The organism is Coleofasciculus chthonoplastes PCC 7420, assembly GCF_000155555.1.
In the GTDB taxonomy this organism is placed as follows: Bacteria; Cyanobacteriota; Cyanobacteriia; order Cyanobacteriales; family Coleofasciculaceae; genus Coleofasciculus; species Coleofasciculus chthonoplastes_A.
Genome location: NZ_DS989843.1, coordinates 53,194 through 78,489, shown reverse-complemented (window position 1 = coordinate 78,489; position 25,296 = coordinate 53,194). Strand labels below are relative to the sequence as shown.

The following is a 25,296-nucleotide window of genomic DNA, read 5'->3' as shown; positions in this document are numbered from 1 at the left end:
CATGGTTGAGTCAGTAGCTGTGGGGGTGATCATCTCCGATTAAAGAGAAATGGTATGATCACCTTTTAGAGTAGGTTCCGGTTAACCTATCGCCGTTTGCCGACGTCTGAACCAGTTAATCACCAGTTTTTCCAGTTCAATCCAAACAAACATTAACGCGCTAAACCCAAGACAAATTAAAAGTTCTAGAGGACTTAACCAGTGAGTGCCGAAGAAATCCCGCAGGGGAGCCACATAAATTAGCATTAATTGTAATGCCGTGGTCAAGGTGACAGCACTCAGAACATAAGGATTGGACAAGGGATTCAGTTGCACTGTTAGCTGAGTATCAGAACGAATCGCGATCGCGTGTCCCATCTGGGCTAAACATAGGGTGGTGAATACCATCGTTTTCCACCGATCAGGATCTCCCGATTCCTGGGCGTAGTTATATGCCCAGACCATGAGTATGATGGTCAAGATCGCCAATATAATCCCAATCCGCACCATGTAAAGCCCCAACCCACGGGCAAAAATACTCTCGCGCGGATTGTAGGGGGGACGCCGCATCACGTTGGGTTCGGCGGGTTCCATTGCCAGGGCGAGGGCGGGTAATCCGTCGGTGACGAGGTTCATCCACAGAATTTGTAGGGGGGAAAGGGGAACGCCTCCCAAGCCAATTAAGGGTGCCGATGCAATAGTTAGCACTTCCCCGATGTTGCTGCCCAGAATATATTTAATGAAGCGGCGAATATTCGTATACACCACTCGACCTTCTTCCACCGCATGAACGATGGTGGCGAAATTGTCATCCAGCAGAATCATATCGCTGGCTTCTTTACTCACATCGGTACCCGTAATGCCCATGGCTACGCCAATATCCGCTTGCTTGAGGGCAGGGGCGTCATTGACTCCATCCCCCGTCATTGCCACAAATTCACCTTGAGTTTGCAAGGCTTGGACAATTCGCAGTTTATGTTCCGGGGAGACGCGGGCGTATATACTCACCTGGTTCACCTGTTGCTCTAATTCAGCTTGCGAGAGTTTTTGCAACTCTTGTCCGGTGAGAACAATATCCCCCTCTTTAGCAATGCCCAAATTAGTTGCGATCGCGCGTGCTGTTAACTGATGATCGCCTGTAATCATTACCGGGCGAATTCCCGCCTCCCGACATTGAGCCACAGCCTCCCGTACCTCGGGACGCGGCGCATCCAGCATTCCCACTAATCCCAGCCAGATTAATTCTTGCTCGCTATCTTCCCAAGAACCATCCGGGGGTATGTCTGACAAGAGCTTATAGGCAAATCCCAATACCCGCAAACCGTTTCCAGCCATCTGGTTATTTTCTGCCAGAATCTGCCCCCGTTGTTCCGGCGTTAGTTTACCCTGCTGAATCCGGGTGCAACGCTCTAAAATTAGCTCTGGTGAGCCTTTGGTAAACATAATATAGGATGTAATCGCTTCCCCATTTTGCGTCTGAGCGATCGCACTCATGCGCTTGCGTTCAGAGGAAAAGGGAAACTCGGCGACTCGGGGTAACTGTTGACGCAACGACTCTTCAAAAAAACCTGCCTTACCTGCCAAGGATAGCAGCGCCCCCTCGGTGGGATCACCCAAGATCGTCCATTCTTGCTTTTCCTGCTGCAATCGGGCATCATTGCATACGACACAAGCGGTTAACAGGGTTTGCAAGTCGGGATAGTCTTCAACAGTAATCGCTGACTCCTGAATCCGGAATTCTCCAATCGGTGCATACCCTTCACCCGTCACCGCAAAGGTATCTCCAGGGGTGTGAACGAACTGGACAACCATTTTATTTTGGGTGAGGGTACCCGTTTTGTCGGAACATATTGTTGTCACAGAACCCAGGGTTTCCACCGCTGGTAGCTTACGAATCAAGGCGTGGCGGCGCACCATCCGCTGTGTGCCGATCGCCAGGGTAACGGTAACCACAGCAGGTAAACCTTCCGGGACAACTGCCACTGCCATACTTAAGGATACTTCTAAAAGTTCTTCAAACAGTCCCAACCCCCGGTTCAGCATACCGCCAACAACAACCAAGGCGACTAAGATTAGGGAACCACTGACTAAGACATTTCCCAACTGAGACATCCGCTGCTGTAGCGGCGTGGCTTCCGTTTCCACCGATTGCAGCATTGTGGCAATTCGCCCTAATTCCGTCTGCATCCCGGTGTTAGTCACCAGTACCTTGGCTCGTCCCTGAATGACTTCGGTTCCCTGAAATACCAGGGTTATGCGATCGCCTAAGGGGGCGTCTTCACTCAGTTGCGCGTCGGGTTGCTTGTGTACCGCCTCGGCTTCCCCGGTTAGGGCAGATTCGCGGATTTGCAGGTTTTGTGCCTCAATTAGGCGACCATCAGCCGAGACTTGTACCCCAGCTTCTAATAGCATGACATCTCCCGGCACCAATTCCTTACCGGAAATTTCCATCAGTTTCCCGTCTCGCAGCACCCGCACTTTGGGGGAAGAAAGGCGTTTGAGGGCGGCGAGGGCTTTTTCAGCACGGCTTTCTTGCAGATAGCCCAACAAACCATTTAAAATCACGATCGCAAAAATCGCGATCGCGTCTTTGGGAAATACCCCATTGCCTAAATCCAGGATTGCTGACACGATGGCTACGGCAATCAGCATCACTAACATGATATTGGTGAACTGATCCCATAAGATTGCTAGGGGACTACGCCCCCCTGTTTCTGTTAATTCATTTAACCCATACTGCTGCTGTCTCTGGCTAATTTGTGCGGGGGTTAAACCCCTGTCAGGGTCACTTTCTAGATGTTCTAGTGCTTGCTCAATATCCAGGGTATGCCAGGGTTGAGTGGTATCGGGAAGAGGACTTGAAGATGCAGATGAGGGTGTAGTAAATGACATAGTTGGCGGTGATTAGTCTAAGCGGAAAACGTTGCGGAATAAACCTAACTAAAAAATGAGACACCTAAAATCCGCCCTTGGGGGGAATTTTTAACTTAGCGCTCTCGATGAGTTGTTTTGCCAGATACCTGACGTTGACTAGCTTTTATTCAGAAAAAATCCTCGATCACTCTATTGTTTTTATCCAATTCTATTATCCACTATTTTTTCAAAATGAAATAGGCAGTAAATGAGTACTTTGCCAGAGGACATAAGCAATAAAAGCAAAAGCTAGAGTCACTAGAGCGGTTAATCCATATCCCACACACATCAGTAAACCATCTTGCTCTAAAGTAGCAACAACCAATAATAAAATGGCAGCAGTTGGCATCGGATTCGTGAACGGAAACGGTAAGATAAGTAGTAGGGTTAGCCAAGACATACAACACCCATTCCAGCGCCAGACTTTAGGACTTTCCGCCACAGTTAGCCAACGAGGGCGCACAATTTTTTCCAGCACCCTCATCACTCGCTTCAAATTTTTGAGCAGTTTTAAACTCAAACTAGGGGGGAATCGGAAGTTGGCTACTTTTCGCGGTAACCACGGTTTTCGCCGTCCTAAAGCCATTTGTACAGATAACACTAAGCAGCCTAATCCTAATACACTTGATGCTCCAGGAGGCATGGGAAACAAAAAGGGTAAAACTAATAAGCCAATGACTAAGCTGAATCCTCGCTCAGAGGTTTCTGTGAGAATATCTCTGAGCGTTAGGGGTTGATGGGTTAATCGGCTGAGTAGGGATTCAATATCTTGAGTAAATTTTAGGTGCATTTGTTATTGGTCATTGGTCATTCGTCATTTGTCATTTGTCAAGTCGGTGCTAAACCATACAACCAAATAATCAGCATCGGCGTTATTACCGTCAGCAGCAAATTGAGAGGCGCACCAATTCGAGTGAAATCCAGAAACTTATAGCCACCGGGTCCATAAACCATTGTATTCGTCTGGTAGCCAATTGGAGTCAGGTAGCTGTTAGAAGCGGCAAAGGTGACAGCAAACATAAAGGCAAGGGGATTAAGATGCAGCGTTGTGGCAACGTTTGCGGCAATGGGTATCATCAGAATTACGGCAGCATTATTGGAAAGGAGTTCGGTGAGTATGGACGTAGCTAAGTAGAAGAACATTAAAATCCAGTAACCCGAAAGATTCCCACCCATAGCAACTAAATGGCTAGCTAACCATTCGGTTGCTCCCGATTTATCCATGGCGATACCGAGGGGAAAAAGTCCAGCTAACAGGAAGATAATATCCCAGCGCACGGCATTATACATCTCTCCTGGTTTCAGACAGCCTGTTACAATCATCAAAATAACTCCGGCTAATGCCGTTACTAAGATAGGTACCCAATCAAAGGCAGCAATAACCACAACACCCAGCACAATCGCCAGGGCAATTCCTAGCTTATCTTGGCGGAGGGTTTCGGTATCTCGCTGTTCAATGACCAGTAAATCGCGACTGGTTTGTAATCCGATTAAACTTTGCTTGGGACCTTGGACTAAAAGCAAATCGCCAAACCGTAAGGGAATTTGACCGATTCGTTCTCGCAGCAGTTCTTCTCCTCGCCGAATTGCTAATACAGTAACATTATAGCGTTGGCGAAACCGTAATTCTTTCAGCGTCGAACCAACAAGATTGGCGTTCGATAGAATCAAGACTTCCGCCACGCCTTCTTCCGCTGAACTGAGTTCAGTTTCCCCAAACGCTTTCCCGCCAAACTGAACCTCTGGCAGGATATCTAGTCCCCGTTTGGTTCTAATGTTTAATAAATCCTCTCGACTACCCCGCACGAGTAAAATATCACCGACGGCTAAGGTTTTATCAGCCAAGGGTTGAGGGAAGTGGATGTCATTACGAATGATTTCCAGTACGTCTAAATCGAACGTCCGCTGAATTTTACTGGAACGCAGCGTTTCTCCGACTAAACTTGATCGCGGGGTGACCACAACTTCGCTAACATAATCATTAAGACCGTAATCTTGGGCAACTAAATCGCTGCTGGACGGTTTGCGATCGGGCAGAAGTCGGGGTGCGGCGAGAGTCAGGTAGAGTAATCCAACCATAAAGGTAATAATACCCAAAGGAGTAAACTGAAATAATCCGAATTCGCCATACCCTAATTCCTTAGATATACCACTTGCCACAATATTAGTGGAGGTGCCAATTAAGGTAATCATTCCCCCTAACACCGTGGCATAAGATAGGGGAATGAGCAGTTTAGACACGGAGATATTTTGCTTTTTACCCCAATCTTCCACAATGGGTAAAAAGACAGCGACAACCGCCGTATTGTTGATAAAGGCAGTAATTGAACCGACAATCGCCCCCATGACAAAAATTTGTTGTCGAGGATTTTTTCCGCCCCATTTAATCAGCACGTCTCTAACCACTTGAATCACACCCGTGCGTCCAATTCCTTCACTCAGGATAAACATTGCCATTACTGTAATGGTAGCCGAGTTACTAAAGCCAGAGATTCCTTCTTCCGGGGTAACTAATCCCAACAGCATTAAGACAACGGCAATAAGCAGAGCGGTGACATCGACAGGAAACCATTCGGCAATAAACGCAATTAAAGCGAGAATTAAAATGCCAAGGGTGAGGGCAATTTGCATAGATTATTTACAAGTAAATTTGGAATTAGAAGAAAAAGCGAATCGTAATATATAAAGCTGCCGTTACGAGTTGTATCACCATTACAGGTACGCCGTAACCCAAAAAGGTTTTAAACGAAATCCGGCGTCCATGGAGTTCAGAAATACCCGCCGCTACGATATTGGAAGAAGCGCCAACGAGTGTGCCATTCCCTCCCAAGGTAGCCCCAAACATCATGGCATAGAAAAGAGGTAATACTTCTGGGGGAAATTGACCCTCAAAGGTTGGAGATAGGACATCTGCTCCCACAGAACCCACGTTAACCAGATACTGTTTAAGCAGTGGCACCATTGCCACAACTAGAGGAATATTGGGAACAACACTGGAGAGTAAACCAACTAAGAAAAGTAGCAAGAGTGAACCGAGGAAAATATTTCGTCCCAATAGTACGGCTAGGAGTCTGGATAAACCGCTGACGATACCCGTTTTTTCCAGTCCACCAATAATCACAAAAATAGACATAAAAAATAGCAAGGTACTCCAGTCTACATCCCGTAAGATGTTGTTAACGGTATCAATCTTGCTATGGTGAGCCAACAGTAACGCTAACGCTGCTCCCATCAAAGCGACAGCCGCTGGGGAAATTGGAATAGGCAGAGATTCTCCTACGACAAAAAACACCAGCACAAACGCCATGATAAACCCCCCAGCGATTAAAACTCTAGGATGATTGATTTTAGGTTGGGGCAGTTGATTCAAATTATCCAGCTTTTTATGCCAAGTTTTTGGGAATAAAAAGGGCAGCATGACGACAATCACGGCAACAGCAATGACCCCCCCTAAACTCAACTGAACCAAGTAGTCGGTAAAGCTGATATTGACGGCATCCCCGACAATAAATGTTGCCGGATCACCGACAAGTGTAAGTAATCCAGCACTATTAGCCACCAGCACCATTAAAATTAGTAATGGCACGAAGTTTACCCCAAGTTCCTGCGCCAAGGGTGGCACTAAAGGGGCTAATAACATTACCGTTGTCGCATTCGGCAACATGGCACAAATCGGGGTAGTAATGGCAACGATTCCCAGCAGAAGTCGCTTTCCTTCTCCTCCCGCTAATACCACCATTTGTGTAGCCAAGTAGTCAAACACTTTAGTGGGTTCAAATGCCCGGACTAGAACCATTACGCCAAAGAATAAAGCCAGGGTAGCATAACTCTGACTGATGTAGTCAACGGCTTCGTTCAGCGTCATAACGTGGACAAAAATTAGCAGTAATGCCCCCAAAAAAGCCGCAATTGTTAGATGCATCCATTCGGTCATAACCAAGAGAATGACACCCACAAACGTTGAAAATGCAATAATCTGAGACCAAGTTTCCATAAATTCCCTGATGATTGAAGTGGATAAGGGGAAGATGTTCAACGAACAGTAAAAAGTACCCAAAGGATAAAGGGGGTAACAAAAGCAGATTGGGTAGAAAAAACAACCCCATGCCTATAACCTAGGTCTAGTTATAGCAGTTAGTAGAGACTGCTAAGAAAAGTCTCTACCAAAGGGCTAATTGGGTTGCTTTTGTTACATTATTGTGGGCATTCTTGCATCGATTTGGAGTACTAGACTGGTGTTTTAGTCAGTGATATCCTCTCGTCACCGTATACCAATTACACCCGGAACAAATTGCCGCAAAACTGAACTGAAACGACATGGACAACGCCTCAACTTCAAAAAGCAGGTACAAAAAACTGAGCAGTACCAGCGCCTGAAACTGATGAAATCGAGACATTCCTAAAAATGCTGATTCTTCAGTCTCCTCCCAATGCCTACGGAGTTAGCTGACGGGCTAGGACTGAGAGTTGTCCCTCTCGACTCGGGTTTCGAGTGTGAGATATGCCCCAAAAGTTGGTTCCCCCGCTCCAGCTTCACCTTGTCACTGAAACAGATTTCTTGGTGAAGTCTTGGATTAAGCTGACTTACTCTACTTAACCTTTTATTATATTGCTGTGGGCAAAAAAAGTCAATAGAGTTTGTTCACATTCCAGGAAAGAGAATCAAACTCATCAAAAACCTTGCACCGCTATCAGGAAAAATTTACCCTTGCTCCCCCAGCTTTCCCAGCTTCCCCAGCTTCCCCTGCTCCCTAAGCTGTAATGCATTTAAATTGGGTATTAGTAGCGAGCAAGATGCAAAGCCTGCGGCATGGCTTCGCTAAAGCCTGCGGCATGGCTTCGCTAAACGCACTACAAGGATTGTGCCATTATTGATATTAAGGTTTAAATGCCGAACAGCTTACCCCCCACAAAACTTATTCAGCAGACTCTATTTGGGTTGCCGAGGAAAGGTTACGATACTTTGGACTGAGTAAACCATCGATAAACGGCTAAACTGATACAATAACCAATGCCAATACTGAGAAGAACACTCAATGATGCCCCTAGCCAAGAACTCGCGATTGAGGGTTCAGGTTTACCTTGATCCAGACGGTGAGAAACTGTGGCGGTGATGGGGGCTTCAATAATTTGACCGACGCCAATCGCCGCACCCACACCTGCTAAGATTTGCCCCAGTTTCGCTTGTTGTTGATTCTGCTGATTTTGATGGGCGGCTTCATCAATGCTAACTTGGGTTTGTACACTCAGCATGAGTTTTTCATAGAGTTGAATACCGGGACTGAGAAAACCAATATTCGCTTCCATTTGTTCCCGGTAAAAACTAATCTCTTGCTCGAATTCTGTGAAGAATTGCGGTGGGATCTGTCCGGTTTGCTGTTGAATTTGTCGGAGACATTCTTGATAATTCTTTAAGTTGACGCCAACGGTTTTAGATTGGTCTTGCAGGAAGGAGAGCTTTTTATAATAGTCCAGAGAGTCTTGGGGTAGCTTTTTCAGGGATTGACTATCCCATTTTTGTTGATTGTAATCCTCGGTGAGTCGTTCGATAGCTTCGTACTGTTGACTGAGGATCTTTTTTAAGATAATGCTTTGGGAATGGAAGAAGTGAATTTTATGATAACTGAGTAGCATATCTTGGCAGATGCGATACACTTTATCCGCTTGCTGCTCAATGGTTGGGTCTTGATAGAGGAAAACACAGCTTAGATGGATAGATTCGATAGCATAGTTATTAAATTTTTGGATAGTAACGGGTTTGGCGTAAATACAAAATGGGCTGTTTAAAAATTCCTCAACTCTCAGGTTATTTGGGTCAATGGGTGTGCCATAGTAGTGACTGAGACAATTGGCGGCGATTTGGGGAATATCGCTAGGGGAATAGTAGGAATTGGGTAAAATTCCGCCCAGGATGACGGTTTGTCCGAGTTCTAGAGGTAAGTTGGCAATATGTTCACCTAGATTCGCAAAGATGGGTAGGGCTTGTTCTTGGTGAATTGAGGGAACGTAGCTGGTGAAGCGCAGCAGGTAGGTGTCATTGAGGCGACGTGCAACTAGGCGACTGTGAATAATTCCTGTTTCTAAATACAGTCGGTCATTATTGGGTTTTTGGCATTCTGGCGGAACAGTGGTGAAATCAAGGACGTTTCCAGAGGGGGCTAATTCTTGTTCAATGGGGATGAGTTGAACGAAATCTGATGCCCGTTTATTGGTGCTGCTGGTGAGGTGGGTGGAGAGGTTTTGTAGGTTTTCTTGGAAGAATTGCCGCCGCTTGTCTGTGGTTTCTGGGCGTTCGTTGAGGCTATTTCGCAGCACGTAATGATAGAGGTGCAGCGTGGGGGATAAAAGTTTAATTGTGGTACTGGTTTGGGTGGGATTCATGGTTAAACTTGTTGCCCTCAGACTTAAGGTCTGGGATTATATAAATGGAGCCTGCTGATACAATTTATGAATAATTCATAGGACTTGCGAAAAAGCTTTATCTGTGGTGGCGTGACCAACTAAAATAGGACTTTGTTTGTAGTGAGAACTTTAGTTCTCTAACGCCTAGCTGGAGAGGGCTAAAGTTCCCTCACTACGAACCCAATCTATTCCACCATTTTAGCTATGTTAGTCCAGTAGTGGCGTGACCAACTAAAATAGGACTTTGTTTGTAGTGAGAACTTTAGTTCTCTAACGCCTAGCTGGAGAGGGCTAAAGCCCTCACTACGAACCCAATCTATTGCACCATTTTAGCTGAGTCACGGCAGTAGCGTAACGCACCGTAACCAATACATAAGGTGTGGCTGCGTAAGTCCTGATTCAGATAGTTTAACCCCGCACAGGTGGGTTGGCTTTGGGTAACTGTGATTTCTAATTGTCCAGTATCGGATGTCAGTTGGCAGCATTTTGATTTCCTGGTTTACTTTGACCTTGTACCGGGGGATTATTGCGCTGATTGGTTTGATTTAACTGTTGAGTTGCCCAGTTTTGCAAATATTGACAGATATCACGCGCTTCGTTTATCAGTATTCTATTGGTTTCAGTCGGTGCATCAGCTTCTTCACCGGGGTCTCCTGTTTTTTTGACGACCTTTTGGATATCGTCAATACCTAACCTATTGTAGATACGTAACAGCCATTTTTTTAAATTTTCATGACCAGGACTGTAGCAAAAATGTCCTATCTTAATTGCCATTATCGACGGATTCAAACGGTCTTCCTCTGGTAACTGGGTGAAGTATCTGGCAATAGCAACACGAGTGTTGGTCGTTAGTTTTTCCTCCAGTTCAGTAGTTGAATTTTCTAGCATTTGACCAAAAGCTTGACAAATTAGGATATGTTCCTTATTCATGTTCTAACATCCTGTCAGTATAAACGCCGCCCAATAGTAAGGATTCTCAAAGGGGATGCCTTCTAGGGAATAGAGTGCTGCATCCAAACGAATTCTTTCTGTGATCTCTAGTTTACTCAAATCCCAAGTGTTTGCTCGTTCTATCAATTCATCAGCGGTGCAGCGACGCAGCCAGTTCTGGGCATTTTTCAGGGCGATGGCTTTATTCCCGGTTTGTTCGAGTTGGCGATAGAACTCATCAAAAATAAAGGCGGTGGCGATAGAGTTAACTTTCCACTGACTACCGATAACGGCTTTTGCACCTGCTAGCAAAAAGCCAGTGGGAAGTCCTAAATATTCTTCCAGGGGTTGAAAGGCGTCCACAACACCTGTGCAGCAGGCGGAAAGGGTGACTAAATCGGCTTGGGGGATATGCAGGTCGGCGAAAATGGTATTGAGGGTGAGATTCTCCTCGCTGTTTTCCGATAACATCAGATAGGAGTCGAGGGGATTCTGGAAATTGTATTCGGCATGACCTGAAAAATGGAAGCAATGGGTATCAGTTGCGGAGTGTAAAATTTCAGCTTTTGAGGCTTGTTTGCCGGGAAAAATTTTCCGGTGAATAAATTTTTGGCGTTGGCGGATACTTGCCATTTCCGCTTTGGCAAAGATTAAATCTTTGTCTTGGGTGGGATTTTCTATGCCAATTAAGGAATCACGAGAACGTTGGCGGTTTTGGCATATTTTCCAGGTTTGGAGGTTGGGAAAATAACTGACGGCAAAGCGCTCAATGAGTCGCTGGTGGTCATTTAACCACAAGGCATGAAGGGGGAAAAGGTGTAAGTATTTATGAGGGACAATGATTAAGTGCTGAATCTGAGCGGGAATGTGGGAAAGTAAGGTTGACAAGTTGAGGGAATCGGAAATTTGATTGATTTGCTCAGAGAGGGTTTGGATGGTTGCGTCAATGTCTTCCTTTGTCTTTGATGGTGTTTTCGTCGTAATGCCGGATACCCAAGCTTGAGCGAGTGCGGCGATTGACTTGGGGTTAAGTTTTACTGGAATATATTCAGGAGAGTTAGCTCCAGGTAGAATTAATAATGTTAGGAGCTTGTTGGCAGTGAAGAAGAATTCCAGAATGGCTGTATCGGTTGGGAGTACCGACTGAATTTGTCGGAAGGATAGAGGGGATACTTTTGTCTTGGCAATAAACTCAGGTTCGATAACAGCGACTTGAGCATAGAGGGTTTCTAAGGCTTTTTTGGCGTCTTGCCAGCGAATCTCTAGTTGTTTGAGTTGCTGCTCGTCTACGTTCTGATTAATTCCGTTCGTGTAGTCCTGTAATTGTTTCTTTTCAGTTACTTTTGCCTGATTGATTTGTGCCGATAGTTCTGGTGTCACTGTATTCGGCAAGGGGGCATAGTGTTGGGCGATTCGCTCGACTAGATATCGATTCCGAAAAAGTTCTATATAGAAAAATACCCGGTTTAAGTCACCTGTTTTAATTGAGAAATCAACAATCCGTTGATAGATGTCTAAGTAGGAGTTTAGTAAAGAACGTCGGGTGATAATATCTCGACCTTCTTGCAGTTTATCTAAGCAGGCAATGATGCGATGGTAACAGAATTTTGCCTTTTGGGGGTTATTAGTAGAAAAATAGCGATCAACGGTGTCTTTAACTCGCGTTTCTTGCAGAAAGAGAAGTAAGTCATCCTCGATTTGTTGAGCTTGTGATTGCGTAAGAGCCGTGATTTTCGGTAGGAGTTCAGTAACAAGCGAACGGGTGTAAGGATAAAGAGTGTGATGGTGCAGCAAATCTCTGAGTCCTGCAATAGCTTTTGGATTGCCAATACCGATTTTCTCTAGGATAGCGGCGGCTTGTTTGCGAACGGGCATCTTCCGGGTGATACCTAATAGTTCGATGAGTGCCTCAATTGCCTTTGGGTTGTCTGTGCCGATTCTCTCCAGGCTTACAGCGGCTCGCCTGCGGGTGAACTCATCCTGAGTCCTATCTAGCAGTTCGATTAGTGCCTCAATTGCCTTTGGGTTGCCTGGGTCGATTTTCTCTAGGCTTACAGCGGCTCGCCTGCGGGTGAACTCATCCTGAGTCCTATCTAGCAGTTCGATGAGTGCCTCAATTGCCTTTGGGTTGCCTGGGTCGATTTTCCCTAGGCTTTCAGCAGCTCGCCAGCGGGTCAATTCATCCTGAGTTGTCTGTAGTAGTTGTATGAGTGCCTCTATTACCTTTGGGTTGCCTGGGTCGATTGTCTCTAGGCTTTCAGCAGCTTGCCAGCGGGTTTCCTCATCCTGAGTCCTATCTAGCAGTTCGATGAGTGCCTCAATTACCTTTGGGTTACCTGTGCCAATCTTCTCTAAGCTTTCAGCAGCTCGCCAGCGGATGGATTCATCCTGAGTCCTATCTAGCAGTTCGATGAGTGCCTCAATTGCCTTTGGGTTGCCTGGGTCGATTGTCTCTAGGCTTACAGCAGCTTGCCAGCGGGTTTCCTCATCCTGAGTCCTATCTAGCAGTTGTATGAGTGCCTCAATTACCTTTGCGTTGCCTGTGCCGATTGTCTCTAGGCTTTCAGCAGCTCGCCTGCGGGTTTCCTCATCCTGAGTCCTATCTAGCAGTTGTATGAGTGCCTCAATTGCCTTTGGATTGCCTGGGTCGATTGTCTCTAGGCTTTCAGCAGCTCGCCTGCGGGTTTCCTCATCCTGAGTCCTATCTAGCAGTTGGATGAGTGCCTCAATTGCCTTTGGGTTGCCTGGGTCGATTTTCTCTAGGCTGACAGCAGCTCGCCTGCGGGTTTCCTCATCCTGAGTCCTGTTTAGCAGTTCGATGAGTGCCTCAATTACCTTTGCGTTGCCTGTGCCGATTGTCTCTAGGCTGACAGCAGCTCGCCAGCGGGTTTCCTCATCCTGAGTCCTATCTAGCAGTTGTATGAGTGCCTCAATTGCCTTTGGATTGCCTGTACCAATGTTCTCTAAGCTGACAGCGGCTTGCCTGCGGGTTTCCTCATTCTGAGTCCTGTCTAGCACTTGGATGAGTGCCTCAATCGCCTTTGGGTTGCCTGTACCAATGTTCTCTAAGCTGACAGCGGCTTGCCTGCGGGTTTCCTCATTCTGAGTCCTGTCTAGCACTTGGATGAGTGCCTCAATCGCCTTTGGGTTACCTGTGCCAATTTTCCCTAGGCTTTCGGCGGCGTGGCTGCGGGTGGATTCATCCTGAGTTGTGTCCAGCAGTTGTATGAGTGCCGCAATCGCCTTTGGGTTGCCTGGGTCGATTGTCTCTAGGCTTTCGGCGGCGTGGCTGCGGGTTTCCTCATCCTGAGTTGTGTCCAGCACTTGTATGAGTGCCGCAATCGCCTTTGGGTTGCCTGGGTCGATTTTCCCTAGGCTTTCGGCGGCGTGGCTGCGGGTTTCCTCATCCTGAGTTGTGTCCAGCACTTGTATGAGTGCCGCAATCGCCTTTGGGTTGCCTGGGTCGATTTTCCCTAGGCTTTCGGCGGCGTGGCTGCGGGTGGATTCATCCTGAGTTGTGTCCAGCACTTGTATGAGTGCCGCAATCGCCTTTGGGTTGCCTGGGTCGATTTTCCCTAGGCTTTCGGCGGCGTGGCTGCGGGTGGATTCATCCTGAGTTGTGTCCAGCAGTTGTATGAGTGCCTCAATTGCCTTTGGGTTGCCCGTGCCGATTTTCCCCAGGCTTAATGCAGCTTGCCTGCGGGTGGACTCAGGATGAGTCCTGTCCAGCACTTGTATGAGTGCCTCAATTGCCTTTGGGTTGCCCGTGCCGATTTTCCCCAGGCTTAATGCAGCTTGCCTGCGGGTGGACTCAGGATGAGTCCTGTCCAGCACTTGTATGAGTGCCGCAATTACCTTTGGGTTGCCTGTGCCGATTTTCCCTAGGCTTAATGCAGTTAACCTGCGGGTGGATTCATCCTGAGTTGTGTCCAGCAGTTGTATGAGTGCCTCAATTGCCTTTGGGTTGCCCGTGCCGATTTTCCATATCCTGATGACGGCTCGCCTGCGGGTGGACTCATCTTGAGCCGTGTATAGCAGTTCTATTAGCTCCTCGATCTGATTATGTTTCATCTCACGTTCAAGAGTTGTCCAATGAGCCTATCAACCTTTAACGATGATGGATTGGGGTTTACAGGTAACACCGTGGGCAATTTCAGTATCTTCAGCCTGCTAGAACTTATTCTCTATAGGCGTTAGGCTAATTATAGCTTTGGCAAAGGCGTTGAGTATAGACTGGGACAACTGAGCCTTACATTTCACCCTTGTCCAGACGCCTGGGAAAATTAGGCAGGAGTTAACAAGTATGAGCAAATACGAAACTTGGTTTAATCAAGGTGTGACACTCCAAGATGAGAAAAACTATACAGAGGCACTCACCTGCTTCCAAAACGCGATTGATATTAAACCTGACTTTATTCCCGCCTGGGTATACAAAGGAATCTGTCTAGAGCGATTGAAACGGTACGAAGCCGCGATTGACTGTTACAACAAAGCGATTCAAATTAATCCCGATGTTGCTGACCTTTGGTACAACAAAGGTACAACCTACTGTACAATGAAGCGCTACAACGACGCGCTATCCTGCTTTGAGCGAGTTCTGGACATTGAACCTGATAATGCAATGGCTCAGACAAGCCGTTCATTCATTCTCGCCACTCCAGAGATTTTTAAAATAAACCCATTACGCTCTAATCCTAATGATGGGAATACAGATGAAAGTAGTGAGGAGGTTGAGATTCCCATAGAGCGAGAAATTGGTCGCCAAATCAGCACATCTTTATCGCAGAGTAGTGAGAATGAGTTGATGCAAGAATGAGTCGGCTAAGTCGGTGGACACAATTAGGGGCTGCTGAATAAGTCTTGTGGTGGGGGAAGAGAGCAGGGGAAGCAATGTAGAGACGCGCCATGGCGCGTCTGGGAGCTGGGGGAGCTGGGGTATGAAAGGGTTTTACCTTATGTCCTTGAAGATGAGCCAATGTCCATGCTACTCAAAGCCTTGATGTAGCGAGCAAGATGCTTGATGTAGCGAGCAAGATGCTTGATGTAGCGAGCAAGATGCTTGATGTAGCGAGCAAGATGCTCGCACTACAAGGATTGCGCCATTATTGATATTAAGGTTTAAATGCCGAACAATCCAGGCATTTTTCATTCTGGTTTTCTTTTCGACTCAAGGATGCCAATTGCTGTTCAAGTTCGGTGATGCGATCGCGTAACACCTGCCAATAGCACTTGATCGGGTCGTCGTTTAAGGTTCTGCTACTATCAGATTAGTCCATTTTCACAAGTTAGGCGAGATAAAAAATGAATAATTGGCAAGAACAGATTGAGATAAACCCCAAGGTTTGTCATGGAAAACCTTGTATTAAAGGAACTCGCATTATGGTTTCAGTCATTCTGGATAATCTGGCAGAAGGATTAACACTAGAAGAGATTGTCGAAGACTATCCGCCGTTGACTATAGACAACGTGCGCTCTGCGATCGCTTAAGCTGTCATGCATTTAAATTGGGTATTAGTAGCGAGCAAGATGCTTGATGTAGCGAGCAAGATGCTTGATGTAGCGAGCAAGATGCTCGCACTACGGCAAGGATTGCGCCATTATTGATATTAAGGTTTAAATGCCGAACAATCCAGGTATTTTTCATCCTGGTTTTCTTTTCGACTCTAAGGATGCCAATTGCTGTTCGAGTTCGGTGATGCGATCGCGTAACGCCCGTAGCGCGGCGGCTTGTGTATCCGGTAGCTGTCCATGTTCTAGGGGATCAATGCGTTTGCCCGACTGACGTACAATTCGCCCCGGTACTCCCACCACGGTACAATCGGTGGGGACATCGCGCAACACGACTGAACCCGCCCCAATGCGAACATGATCGCCAATGTGGATATTCCCCAATATCTTGGCACCTGCACTCACCACCACATTCTTCCCTAATGTGGGATGGCGTTTGCCCGTTTCTTTACCGGTTCCGCCCAGGGTTGCGCCTTGGTAAATCAAACAGTAATCGCCAACAATCGCGGTTTCACCAATCACCACACCCATGCCATGATCAATAAACACACCCTTACCCATCACCGCCCCTGGATGAATTTCGATTCCGGTGAAGAATCGCGCCAGTTGAGACAGGAAGCGGGGAAGGAATGGTACTCGCTGACGATGCAGCCAATGGGCGAGGCGATGGCTGATCAGCGCCTGGAAGCCGGGATAGCAAACCAATACCTCGAACCGATTCCGGGCTGCTGGATCACGTTCAAAGATAATCTGAAAGTCGGTTAAGAGGGTGCGCCAGCCTTGCTTGATCACCTGAAACGGTGTTCTGACTCTAGGGATTTTATCGGTGTCGCCTCGTTCTAATTCCCTATCATCTATAGGTGGCTGACAATGGGTTATCCAATTATGCCTTCTGCCTTCTGCTACTGGGGTGGTAAGCTGCGATCGCGTTGTTGAGTAATTAGTCGTGGACTGTAGCATTGCATATCGCCCCTGAAACGAAGTTGATCTTTTTGAAGCTTATACCAGATGTTTGATGGCTAGGTTGCACATTAGCGACAGATTAGACTGGATTCGCTTATTAATGATGTACTCAACGCTCAACGTTCTTATTTTATCGGCATTTTCGCGGGCTGGGGGGATAAGGGTTCTCGTATTTTTTATCCCGGATGGCAAGATTTTCGGGTCGAGGTTCTAGTATTTGTGTACTCAGAATCTGACCCCAGCGACAATGTGAGGGATTGTTCCGGTAGGGGTGTTGGTGTCACTGCTGGTGGGGGTTGGAGGATTGGAACTCCTGGAGTTGAGGCTGTTTGATGAGATGGTGAAGCAGTCGCTTTCATCGCCGCCGAGTCAACGGATAGTGATTGTCGGGATAACGCAGGCGGATATCCAGGAGTTAGACCATTATCCGATAAGCGATCGCGTTTTGGCACAGGTACTCAGTCAGATTCTGGCGGAGAATCTGGTGGTAGTTGGGTTGGGTTTGTTTCGCGATGTTCCCGTTAATTATGGGGAAACCCGTAGAGACGTTCCGTTGGAACGTCTTCCGTTGGAACGTCTGACAATAATAAATGAGTCGGTAATTTGGCGGGTTTGGGACAATGGGATAGGGATAAGTGAATCGGTGCAGAAATGGTTTAGACGCGCTATAGTTCATTTACTACTTGTTTTTACTCTTGAGCGCTGAAGTTGCCCCAAGTACCCCAAAAAACAGAAGCCCAAGCGTAAAATTGGGTTCAAAAACTGTAGTTTTGGAAATAAAAGTTGCTTGAAAGGCTGCATCTCTCCTAGAATCTACAACCCAAGGAATATTTCTGATAGAATCAAAAGAAGAAATTTGCCGATAAACAGAATCACCGCCAGAATAAGTACCAACGGGTTGTCCGCTTGAAGAATCAATATCCTCTCCAAACCAACCCAGACCTGGTAATCCATCTAAGTCTTTCAGAACACTCAGAAATACTACATACTTACCTCCTGAAGTTAAACTCAGTCCCCCTGGACTGAAAGTAAACTTTTCTAAAGGAAAAGTCGAATCTTGAACAGTAGTTGATCGAGTTTCACTTTCAAAAAGAATAGAACCTATTGGTCTATTTCCGATATCATCCCACCTCATAACAAAAGCCCGGAAATCAATAACATCTAGTTCATTTCCAAATACGGGCGAAAAAGCGCCTGCTGGTGGGTCTGATAACAAGAAACTAAATTCAGTAAGGATATGATCAAAATCTGGAACCGTAAAGGTTTGACCATTTACCGTCAAGGGTGTAGACCCCAAAAAACTCCCTTCACCGAAGGGGCCAAAGGCTCTACGCCCACAATCAAATTTGCAAGTGTCAATTATTGTTAGCGCTTGTACTGGGTTGATGACACCTAGGGAAACAAGTGAAGCCCCAAGAATTGCAGTTGATAATTTATTGAACATTTTGGCTGTGAGTGTAAATAGATTTAGCTTGATTAGGCATTCCGATAGCAACGGTCTCAACTCAGTCCTATTCAATCCTACCTCCACATTACACTAGTACTTCCCATAAGGATTAACATGTTCAGGACTTACACAGCTACGCTGTATATAGCGTAGTTCCCTTGAAACGAACCAAGCGAGTGAGGTGGGATGTGATCGCACTCCACTTGCCAAAATCCCTCGCACTCCGCTTTTAAAACGACTCATAGAGTAGAATTCAACGTCTTGACCCTTCGACAAGACTTTGGACGTTCGGCGAGCGCTCACGCCGAAGTTCTGTCGAAGTTCAGCTCGTAGCTCAGGACATCGCTTACCTCGGCGGGAGCATATCAACGCAAGAGGAGACTAAACCCGCCCCGATGAGCAGTTGAAAGGACAAAGAGGATATAAAAGAGTAGAATCAACCTAGAGGAAATGGTTTAAGATGAAGACGTTTTTAATATATGCTTTAAGTTTCTCAGCATCACTCTTATCAGTCCAGAAAGCCTTGGGATTACCATTACCCCACATTAACCAGAATCAGTCCTATCGGGCTTTAAGACAAGAACTCATCCAGATAGGATGGCAACCTGCCACGTTTGAGCTGGAAAATGAATTTGGACCAGTCAGGAACCATATACACCAGGTAGAAGGATGGCACGAGCTAGAAGACTGCTCTGGAACGGGTCTGGGTTTTTGTAAGTTTATCTTTCAAGACGAGCAGGGTAATCAACTGAGCATTACCACGGTTAACAACGATTCTATTTTTCCAGCTTCAGAACGTTACCGCATTTATGGCTGGGATTATACGCCAGTTAAGTAAAAACAATTCCTTATAAGATAGGTTCCATGTAGTCAAGAATTTGGTTTAAGATTTCTTTTACTTTGTCCTTTGTCGCAGAATGCTGGTAAGCTGTTCGGCATTTAAACCTTAATATCAATAATGGCGAAATCCTTGTAGTGCGTTAAGCGAAGCCATGCCGCAGGCTTTGCATCTTGCTCGCTACCCATTCCCATACTCGCTACCCATTCCCATGCTCGCTACCCATTCCCATGCTCGCTACCCATTCCCATGCTCGCTACCCATTCCCAATTTAAATGCATGACAGCTTAATCCGTTGGGGCGGGTTTAGTGACATCAGGGTGAAAACTAAATGTTAATGGTAAAACCCGCCCCTACATTTTCTCCATCTCCCAGACGCGCCATGGCGCGTCTCTACAACCCCTGTTCCTCAACCCAATCTACACCAATGGGGGAAATCTAAAAAAAATCGATAGAAATGCAGACTCCGCAAAAAAATGCTAATTTAGATACAGAAATGCCATTCAAGGTAAAACGTTAGATTTAACCGATAAGCATTTTGAGTACAAATCTGTACTCAGTAAAAGCTCCGAATAAAATCAGCTCAATCCCTCACTACAATAGGCTTTGAGCGTGAGTACAAAAACTCTAACGCCCCACCCATTAAATACTTGCACCCCATCCCGAAAATACTAGAACCCCTACCCCCAAAGAAATTTGAAATGCCTCTGTAATCAGACTTTAGGGGGATGAGTACATAAGCAATTAATCTAATAAGTCTTAACCCCAGGCGAACCGAATACCCTTTTTCAACCGAGCTGCTATAAAAACAACTATCGCCGGAATTCAAGTATGAAGGATGCTCAATCAACTCCTTCATACTTAACTGTTTAAGTATTGGCGTTGGGTGTTAAGGGTGCATTTATCTTTTAATCAGACAATGCCGAAAGCCTACGACTCAAACAGTTACTGGATTGGCTACGCTGAGACGATTAGGCGATTCGAGGACACCGGAGGAGGAAGGATGTCATGAACACCAACAGTCTGAAGATGAAATCTGAATACGACTTGAAACGACATCAGGAACGACAAACGGGCAAAGAGCCTAAAGAATTCCTGAACGCGACTCGAACTGAAAATACATCCTCTGTCGCCAATCGGACTAAAATCCGCGTCGCTGTCGCCAGTAAAGGCGGTGGCTTGGTTAATCAACATTTCGGTCATGCTAAAGAATTCGAGATTTATGAAGTGAATCGCGATGAAGCCCATTGTATTGAGCGGCGTTCCGTAACTCCCTATTGCCAAGGCGGGTATGGCGAAGCCGATGTACTCGACAATATTCTGCAAACGCTTTCAGATTGCCAAGCTGTTCTCGTTTCTAAGATTGGTGCTTGTCCCAAGGAACAATTGCAAGCGCAGGGAATTGAGTGCGTTGAAGCCTACGATGTGATTGAAAATGTAGTGCTGGACTTTTATGAACAATATCAAATGTCGTAGGGGCGGGTTTTACCACTAACGTTTGACAAAAACCAATCCCTTGACTAAACCCGCCCTGATTCAAACATGGAGTATTTTGTATCTTTGGTTACGATTTTACAGGAATTTTAGCATCGGATTCGATTCCTAAACTGATGTTCTATAGGTAGATTTATGAGTGTAATTTATTTAGATAATAATGCCACCACCCGTGTAGACGAGGCTGTGCTGGAGGAGATGCTGCCTTATCTGAGTGAATATTATGGAAATCCCTCCAGCATGCACACGTTTGGTGGACAATTAGCCCGCAATATAGAGCAAGCACGAGAAAACGTTGCGGCATTATTGGGCGCTCAACCGACAGAAATTATCTTTACCAGTTGCGGTACGGAAGGAGACAATGCGGCGATTCGTGCGGCGTTGATTACCCAACCGGACAAGAAGCATATTGTTACTACGGCGGTGGAACATCCGGCGGTTTACACACTTTGCAAACGACTGGAAAAAGAAGGCTATCGGGTGACGTATCTCCCGGTTAATGGCAAAGGATTGATTGATCTCAAGGAATTGAAAGCCTCTCTCACCGACGACACGGCGCTGGTTTCGGTGATGTGCGCCAATAATGAAACGGGGACGATTTTCCCAATTGAACGGATTGGGCAAATTGTTAAAGAACGGGGCATTTTGTTCCACGTTGATGCGGTGCAGGCGGTGGGGAAAGTTCCCTTAAATATGAGCGAGAGTACTGTTGATTTTTTGGTTCTCTCCGGTCATAAACTTCATGCACCTAAGGGGATTGGCGTACTGTATGTTCGCAAAGGCGTGCGCTTTCGTCCCCTGTTAATTGGGGGTCATCAAGAACGAGGGCGTCGAGGGGGTACATCGAATGTTCCAGCCATTATTGGGCTGGGGAAAGCCGCAGAATTGGCAATCCAGCACGTTACGGAAGAAGTTACCCAGGTGAAGGAATTACGCGATCGCTTGGAACAAGGATTACTGAGTCAGATTCCGGATTGTCAACTGAATGGTCATCCGTCGATGCGGCTACCGAATACGACGAATATTGGCTTTAAGTATATCGAAGGCGAAGCCATTTTACTGTCCCTGGATCGGTTTGGGATTTGCGCCTCGTCGGGTTCGGCTTGCACGTCTGGATCATTAGAACCCTCTCATGTGCTGCGGGCGATGGGACTCCCTTACACGCTTCTCCATGGTTCGATTCGCTTTAGTTTGTCTCGATATACCACTTCAGCCGAAATCGATCGGGTGTTGGAAGTAATGCCAGCAATTGTAGAACGCTTGCGAACGATTTCCCCCTTCAAGAATGAAGCCGACGAAGAACAGGGTTGGCTTCAGACAGCCAGGGAGCAACAGGGGAGAGGGGTTATGGAGACAGTGAAATGAACAGGGTTTGTAGTGGAACGTTTGGAAGATGTGGGAGTTGTAGGGGCGGGTTTTACCACTAACGTTTGAAATGGTGCGTTACGCTTCGCTAACGCACCCTACACCCGCCCCGACTTTACGTAATGACGAATGACGAATGACAAATAACGGGAGAATAAGCCATGTGGGACTACACTGACAAAGTAATGGATTTGTTTCATAATCCTCACAATATGGGCGCGATCGCGACTCAAGATTGTACGACGACGGAAACGATCGCGGTTGGCGAAATTGGCAGTATTGTTTGTGGCGATGCGTTGCGCTTGTATCTGAGGATTGATAGCACAACAGATACCATTCTGGATGCCCGTTTTCAAACCTTTGGCTGTGCGAGTGCGATCGCGTCTTCCTCTGCATTAACAGATTTGATTAAGGGGATGACGGTTGATCAGGCTTTGCAACTGACAAATCGTGAGATTGCTAGCTATTTGGGGGGCTTACCTCAAGAGAAGATGCACTGTTCGGTTATGGGTCAAGAAGCCCTAGAAGCGGCAATCTCTGATTATAAAGGGATTCCGGTTAGACCGGAGGAAGAGGACGAAAGTCCCTTGGTGTGTAGTTGCTTTGGGGTTAGTTCCGCGAAGATTAAGCGACTGATTCGGGAAAATCACCTCACTAACGCCGAAGAAGTCACCAATTACATTAAAGCGGGTGGGGGGTGTGGATCATGTTTAGCAGAGATTGATGATCTGGTGATTGAGGTGACTCAAGAACAGGAGACATTAAATACAGCCGCGTCGCTATCCGCACCGATTCCTCAACCCGCCGTCGCGACAACGACTCCATCGACTTCCCCAGTCAAAGAGGAGACATCGCCACCTCCTGCTACCCTGACGAACTTGCAAAAAATTACCTTGATTCAGCAGGTTCTGGAAACGGAAATCCGTCCCACATTAGCCTATGATGGCGGGGATGTCGAGTTATACGATGTAGAAGGCGATCGCGTTAAGGTAATTCTCAAAGGATCGTGTGATGGCTGTCCCAGCGTAATGATTACCCTGAAGATGGCGATCGAAAAACGGCTGCAAGAACGAGTCTCTCCTAATCTTATGGTTGAAGCCGTGGTTTAACTTTAATGTGCAAATTTTGACTTTAGTTTCTGACTGAACAAGTTTTAACGTAACTCCGTTGTATAGGTAACCCTTGGTAAATCGCCAAGGGTATTTTTTTGAACGATAACAGGTTGGATTAATTCTACACGTAAGCAACATTTACCTTGATAAATATGAATTAAAAACAGTGTTAATTGTCACTATTTAACAATAACTAAAGATTTAAATAAATTGCAAACAAGTCATTAATCTATCGTTTACATAGAAAGATCAAGGGCTTGTTACAAACAGAAAAATAGCGAATCAAAACTAAATCAATAAAACTCTGATTATGTAGCGAAATACACTTTTACTTCTAGATTTAATTTCTATTATTAAATCATCAGGAAAACAAAAAACGTTGCCAGGATAAACGCTCAATTGTTTCTTGATGGACTTGAAGATTTCGGATAGTTGAACATACAATAATTCTCCGAATCAACTTCAATTAAATGTTAATGATGTAACCTCAAAAAAATTGATCCTAATGGAGGTCTGAAATGAGGAAGATTGCTATTTACGGTAAAGGTGGAATCGGTAAATCCACAACCACACAAAATACAGTGGCTGGACTTGTCGAACTCGGTCGCAAAGTCATGATCGTTGGTTGTGACCCCAAAGCAGATTCTACGCGCTTATTGCTCGGTGGTTTGCACCAAAAGAGTGTGTTAGATACTTTACGTGAAGAAGGCGACGACGTTGATCTCGACGAAATCCGTAAAGAAGGCTATGGCAAAACCCTCTGCGTAGAATCCGGTGGTCCAGAACCGGGCGTAGGCTGTGCGGGTCGAGGTATTATCACCTCAATTAGTATGCTCGAACAACTCGGCGCCTATGACGAAAGTGAAGGTCTTGATTATGCCTTCTACGACGTACTAGGTGACGTGGTTTGCGGCGGTTTCGCCATGCCAATTCGGGAAGGTAAAGCCCAAGAAATTTACATCGTTACCTCTGGCGAAATGATGGCAATGTATGCTGCTAATAATATTTGCCGAGGCATTCAAAAATACGCTGAATCTGGCGGTGTTCGTTTAGGCGGTTTGATTTGCAACAGCCGTAAGGTTGATCTGGAAGCTGAACTTATCGAAGCATTGGCTGAATCCCTCAGCACTCAGATGATCTATTTCTTGCCTCGCGACAATATGGTTCAACGGGCAGAATTGAACCGCAAGACGGTGATTGAATATGACTCCGATTGCGAGCAAGCCGGTCATTATCGCAGCTTAGCTAAAGCGATTGATGAGAACACCAATCATGTCGTTCCCACACCGATGAAGAATGACGAGTTGGAACAACTACTTGTTAAATTCGGTTTGTACGGCTAAAGATGCAGTGTGTTGCAGGTGGAAGGTTACAAACATTCTCACATCTTCCACCGCTGAAATACAAGCACAATTGTTTGGAGGCAACATCCCATGACTATCATGGTGAGAGCGATTATTCGACCGGAAAAGAGCGACGACGTTATGAAAGCGCTCTTGGACGCTGGTTATCCAGCCGTTACCAAAGTTGATGTCTTTGGTCGAGGCAAACAACGGGGATTGAAAATTGGTAATGTGCTTTATGATGAACTCCCCAAAGCGTTGTTAATGGTAGTGGTTCCCGATACCGAAAAAGAGTTTGTGATTCGGGCAATTCTCAGCAGCGCTCGCACGGGAGCCGAAGGAGCAGCAGGCGATGGCAAGATATTTGTCAGTCCTGTAGAAGAAGTCTACACCATCAGCTCCGGAAAAACCGATTCGAGTAAGAAAGAACCTGCGCTGGCTACGCGCTAAAAATGAGACCCATTTTGTATCCATTGTTCTTGTAGAAATCGTTAATAACGGTTTCTACAAGAGAACTCCCCGGTTTATGTTAGGAGGCACGAGAGTAAATCTCAGTGTTTAAGGTTATGAAAGAAGTTCTGGCTGTCATCAGGATGAACAAAATTAACCAGACGAAAGCCGCCTTAAGTAAAGCTGGTTTTCCGTCCGTGACAGCGGTGAAAGTAGTCGGTCGAGGCAGGCAAGCCGTGGACTTTCAGTTAGCGAAAGCCATTAATGAAAATCCCCAAGATAGCAGTGATTTGCTGCCCCTTCTGGCTCAAGGACACCGTTTAATTCCCAAACGGATGCTCAGTTTGGTGGTTCCCGATGACAACGTTCAGCAAGTGGTTGACGCCCTGATTCAAGCCAATCAGACCAGCAACCCAGGAGATGGAAAAATCTTTGTTCTGCCCGTTGAGGATAGCGTCCGCGTTAGCAGCGGCGAAACAGGAGCCGTCGCGGTTGATGAAATGACGGGTTAAGGTTTCCCCGCGAAATGTAGGGGCGGGTTTTACTTGGTAC

Annotated in this window: 19 protein-coding genes and 1 riboswitch; of the genes, 10 read left to right on the top strand and 9 right to left on the bottom strand. The window is 46.2% G+C overall.

The features are described 5' to 3' along the window. Window positions 1-81 precede the first annotated feature (81 nt). The 7 genes from MC7420_RS04365 to MC7420_RS04335 form a co-directional block, all read right to left on the bottom strand. Window positions 82-2,871, bottom strand: a complete 2,790-nt coding sequence (locus tag MC7420_RS04365) for a cation-translocating P-type ATPase (protein ID WP_006098913.1) — start codon at window positions 2,869-2,871, stop codon at window positions 82-84. 208 nt (window positions 2,872-3,079) lie between these two features. After that, complete coding sequence (locus MC7420_RS04360; protein ID WP_006098918.1) at window positions 3,080-3,682, bottom strand: exopolysaccharide biosynthesis protein; 603 nt, start codon at window positions 3,680-3,682, stop codon at window positions 3,080-3,082. 38 nt (window positions 3,683-3,720) lie between these two features. Further along, window positions 3,721-5,523, bottom strand: a complete 1,803-nt coding sequence (locus MC7420_RS04355; RefSeq protein ID WP_006099109.1) for an SLC13 family permease — start codon at window positions 5,521-5,523, stop codon at window positions 3,721-3,723. A gap of 25 nt (window positions 5,524-5,548) precedes the next feature. Beyond that, on the bottom strand, window positions 5,549-6,886 hold the full coding sequence (locus MC7420_RS04350) for an SLC13 family permease (protein WP_006099128.1): 1,338 nt from the start codon (window positions 6,884-6,886) through the stop codon (window positions 5,549-5,551). A 422-nt stretch (window positions 6,887-7,308) separates the two neighbouring features. Then, window positions 7,309-7,446: riboswitch (cyclic di-AMP (ydaO/yuaA leader) on the bottom strand. Window positions 7,447-7,845: 399 nt separating this feature from the next. Further along, the gene (locus MC7420_RS04345; protein WP_006098822.1) at window positions 7,846-9,273 is read right to left on the bottom strand and encodes a hypothetical protein; all 1,428 of its coding nucleotides are present in this window, start codon (window positions 9,271-9,273) and stop codon (window positions 7,846-7,848) included. A gap of 492 nt (window positions 9,274-9,765) precedes the next feature. Continuing rightward, on the bottom strand, window positions 9,766-10,224 hold the full coding sequence (locus tag MC7420_RS04340; RefSeq protein WP_006098885.1) for a hypothetical protein: 459 nt from the start codon (window positions 10,222-10,224) through the stop codon (window positions 9,766-9,768). A 3-nt stretch (window positions 10,225-10,227) separates the two neighbouring features. After that, a complete protein-coding gene (locus MC7420_RS04335; RefSeq protein ID WP_006098852.1) occupies window positions 10,228-14,295 on the bottom strand; it encodes a HEAT repeat domain-containing protein in 4,068 nt (1,355 codons plus the stop codon). A 232-nt stretch (window positions 14,296-14,527) separates the two neighbouring features. Between MC7420_RS04335 and MC7420_RS04330 the strand changes: the two genes are divergently transcribed. Together MC7420_RS04330 and MC7420_RS04325 are read left to right on the top strand one after the other, a co-directional pair. Further along, on the top strand, window positions 14,528-15,040 hold the full coding sequence (locus MC7420_RS04330) for a tetratricopeptide repeat protein (RefSeq protein WP_006098796.1): 513 nt from the start codon (window positions 14,528-14,530) through the stop codon (window positions 15,038-15,040). Between the two features lie 485 nt (window positions 15,041-15,525). Next, window positions 15,526-15,711, top strand: a complete 186-nt coding sequence (locus MC7420_RS04325) for a DUF433 domain-containing protein (protein WP_006098762.1) — start codon at window positions 15,526-15,528, stop codon at window positions 15,709-15,711. A gap of 153 nt (window positions 15,712-15,864) precedes the next feature. Here the strand turns inward: MC7420_RS04325 and cysE are convergent, their stop codons facing one another. Further along, a complete protein-coding gene (cysE, locus tag MC7420_RS04320) occupies window positions 15,865-16,692 on the bottom strand; it encodes a serine O-acetyltransferase (protein WP_006098764.1) in 828 nt (275 codons plus the stop codon). A gap of 280 nt (window positions 16,693-16,972) precedes the next feature. Here cysE and MC7420_RS04315 point away from each other — a divergent pair, with 280 nt between their 5' ends. Then, the gene (locus tag MC7420_RS04315) at window positions 16,973-17,401 is read left to right on the top strand and encodes a CHASE2 domain-containing protein (protein WP_198016372.1); all 429 of its coding nucleotides are present in this window, start codon (window positions 16,973-16,975) and stop codon (window positions 17,399-17,401) included. Here MC7420_RS04315 and MC7420_RS04310 read toward each other — a convergent pair. Beyond that, a complete protein-coding gene (locus tag MC7420_RS04310; protein WP_006098853.1) occupies window positions 17,375-18,139 on the bottom strand; it encodes a hypothetical protein in 765 nt (254 codons plus the stop codon). The two genes, MC7420_RS04315 and MC7420_RS04310, sit on opposite strands and share 27 nt — an antisense overlap. A gap of 463 nt (window positions 18,140-18,602) precedes the next feature. Between MC7420_RS04310 and MC7420_RS34835 the strand changes: the two genes are divergently transcribed. The 7 genes from MC7420_RS34835 to MC7420_RS04275 all read left to right on the top strand — a co-directional run bounded on the left by MC7420_RS34835 (window position 18,603) and on the right by MC7420_RS04275 (window position 25,256). Beyond that, window positions 18,603-18,980 (top strand): hypothetical protein, encoded by a 378-nt coding sequence (locus MC7420_RS34835; RefSeq protein WP_006098774.1) that lies wholly within the window; start codon window positions 18,603-18,605, stop codon window positions 18,978-18,980. 1,008 nt (window positions 18,981-19,988) lie between these two features. Continuing rightward, window positions 19,989-20,456 (top strand): NifB/NifX family molybdenum-iron cluster-binding protein, encoded by a 468-nt coding sequence (locus MC7420_RS04300; protein WP_006098948.1) that lies wholly within the window; start codon window positions 19,989-19,991, stop codon window positions 20,454-20,456. A gap of 153 nt (window positions 20,457-20,609) precedes the next feature. After that, complete coding sequence (gene nifS, locus MC7420_RS04295; protein ID WP_006098912.1) at window positions 20,610-21,839, top strand: cysteine desulfurase NifS; 1,230 nt, start codon at window positions 20,610-20,612, stop codon at window positions 21,837-21,839. 161 nt (window positions 21,840-22,000) lie between these two features. Continuing rightward, window positions 22,001-22,948 (top strand): Fe-S cluster assembly protein NifU, encoded by a 948-nt coding sequence (gene nifU, locus MC7420_RS04290; protein WP_006098987.1) that lies wholly within the window; start codon window positions 22,001-22,003, stop codon window positions 22,946-22,948. Window positions 22,949-23,469: 521 nt separating this feature from the next. Further along, window positions 23,470-24,294 carry a nitrogenase iron protein gene (nifH, locus tag MC7420_RS04285; protein WP_006099029.1) on the top strand — a complete coding sequence of 275 codons (825 nt, stop codon included), beginning with the start codon at window positions 23,470-23,472 and terminating at the stop codon, window positions 24,292-24,294. A 90-nt stretch (window positions 24,295-24,384) separates the two neighbouring features. After that, a complete protein-coding gene (locus tag MC7420_RS04280) occupies window positions 24,385-24,744 on the top strand; it encodes a P-II family nitrogen regulator (RefSeq protein ID WP_044205063.1) in 360 nt (119 codons plus the stop codon). Window positions 24,745-24,860: 116 nt separating this feature from the next. Continuing rightward, a complete protein-coding gene (locus MC7420_RS04275; RefSeq protein ID WP_006098855.1) occupies window positions 24,861-25,256 on the top strand; it encodes a P-II family nitrogen regulator in 396 nt (131 codons plus the stop codon). Window positions 25,257-25,296 lie beyond the last annotated feature (40 nt).

Excerpts from the sequence above, each read along its gene's own strand:
- MC7420_RS04365 (WP_006098913.1), bottom strand. The coding sequence starts at position 2,871 with ATGTCATTTACTACACCCTCATCTGCATCTTCAAGTCCTCTTCCCGAT.
- MC7420_RS04360 (WP_006098918.1), bottom strand. The coding sequence starts at position 3,682 with ATGCACCTAAAATTTACTCAAGATATTGAATCCCTACTCAGCCGATTA.
- MC7420_RS04355 (WP_006099109.1), bottom strand. The coding sequence starts at position 5,523 with ATGCAAATTGCCCTCACCCTTGGCATTTTAATTCTCGCTTTAATTGCG.
- MC7420_RS04350 (WP_006099128.1), bottom strand. The coding sequence starts at position 6,886 with ATGGAAACTTGGTCTCAGATTATTGCATTTTCAACGTTTGTGGGTGTC.
- MC7420_RS04345 (WP_006098822.1), bottom strand. The coding sequence starts at position 9,273 with ATGAATCCCACCCAAACCAGTACCACAATTAAACTTTTATCCCCCACG.
- MC7420_RS04340 (WP_006098885.1), bottom strand. The coding sequence starts at position 10,224 with ATGAATAAGGAACATATCCTAATTTGTCAAGCTTTTGGTCAAATGCTA.
- MC7420_RS04335 (WP_006098852.1), bottom strand. The coding sequence starts at position 14,295 with ATGAAACATAATCAGATCGAGGAGCTAATAGAACTGCTATACACGGCT.
- MC7420_RS04330 (WP_006098796.1), top strand. The coding sequence starts at position 14,528 with ATGAGCAAATACGAAACTTGGTTTAATCAAGGTGTGACACTCCAAGAT.
- MC7420_RS04325 (WP_006098762.1), top strand. The coding sequence starts at position 15,526 with ATGAATAATTGGCAAGAACAGATTGAGATAAACCCCAAGGTTTGTCAT.
- cysE (WP_006098764.1), bottom strand. The coding sequence starts at position 16,692 with ATGCTACAGTCCACGACTAATTACTCAACAACGCGATCGCAGCTTACC.
- MC7420_RS04310 (WP_006098853.1), bottom strand. The coding sequence starts at position 18,139 with ATGTTCAATAAATTATCAACTGCAATTCTTGGGGCTTCACTTGTTTCC.
- MC7420_RS34835 (WP_006098774.1), top strand. The coding sequence starts at position 18,603 with ATGAAGACGTTTTTAATATATGCTTTAAGTTTCTCAGCATCACTCTTA.
- MC7420_RS04300 (WP_006098948.1), top strand. The coding sequence starts at position 19,989 with ATGAACACCAACAGTCTGAAGATGAAATCTGAATACGACTTGAAACGA.
- nifS (WP_006098912.1), top strand. The coding sequence starts at position 20,610 with ATGAGTGTAATTTATTTAGATAATAATGCCACCACCCGTGTAGACGAG.
- nifU (WP_006098987.1), top strand. The coding sequence starts at position 22,001 with ATGTGGGACTACACTGACAAAGTAATGGATTTGTTTCATAATCCTCAC.
- nifH (WP_006099029.1), top strand. The coding sequence starts at position 23,470 with ATGAGGAAGATTGCTATTTACGGTAAAGGTGGAATCGGTAAATCCACA.
- MC7420_RS04280 (WP_044205063.1), top strand. The coding sequence starts at position 24,385 with ATGACTATCATGGTGAGAGCGATTATTCGACCGGAAAAGAGCGACGAC.
- MC7420_RS04275 (WP_006098855.1), top strand. The coding sequence starts at position 24,861 with ATGAAAGAAGTTCTGGCTGTCATCAGGATGAACAAAATTAACCAGACG.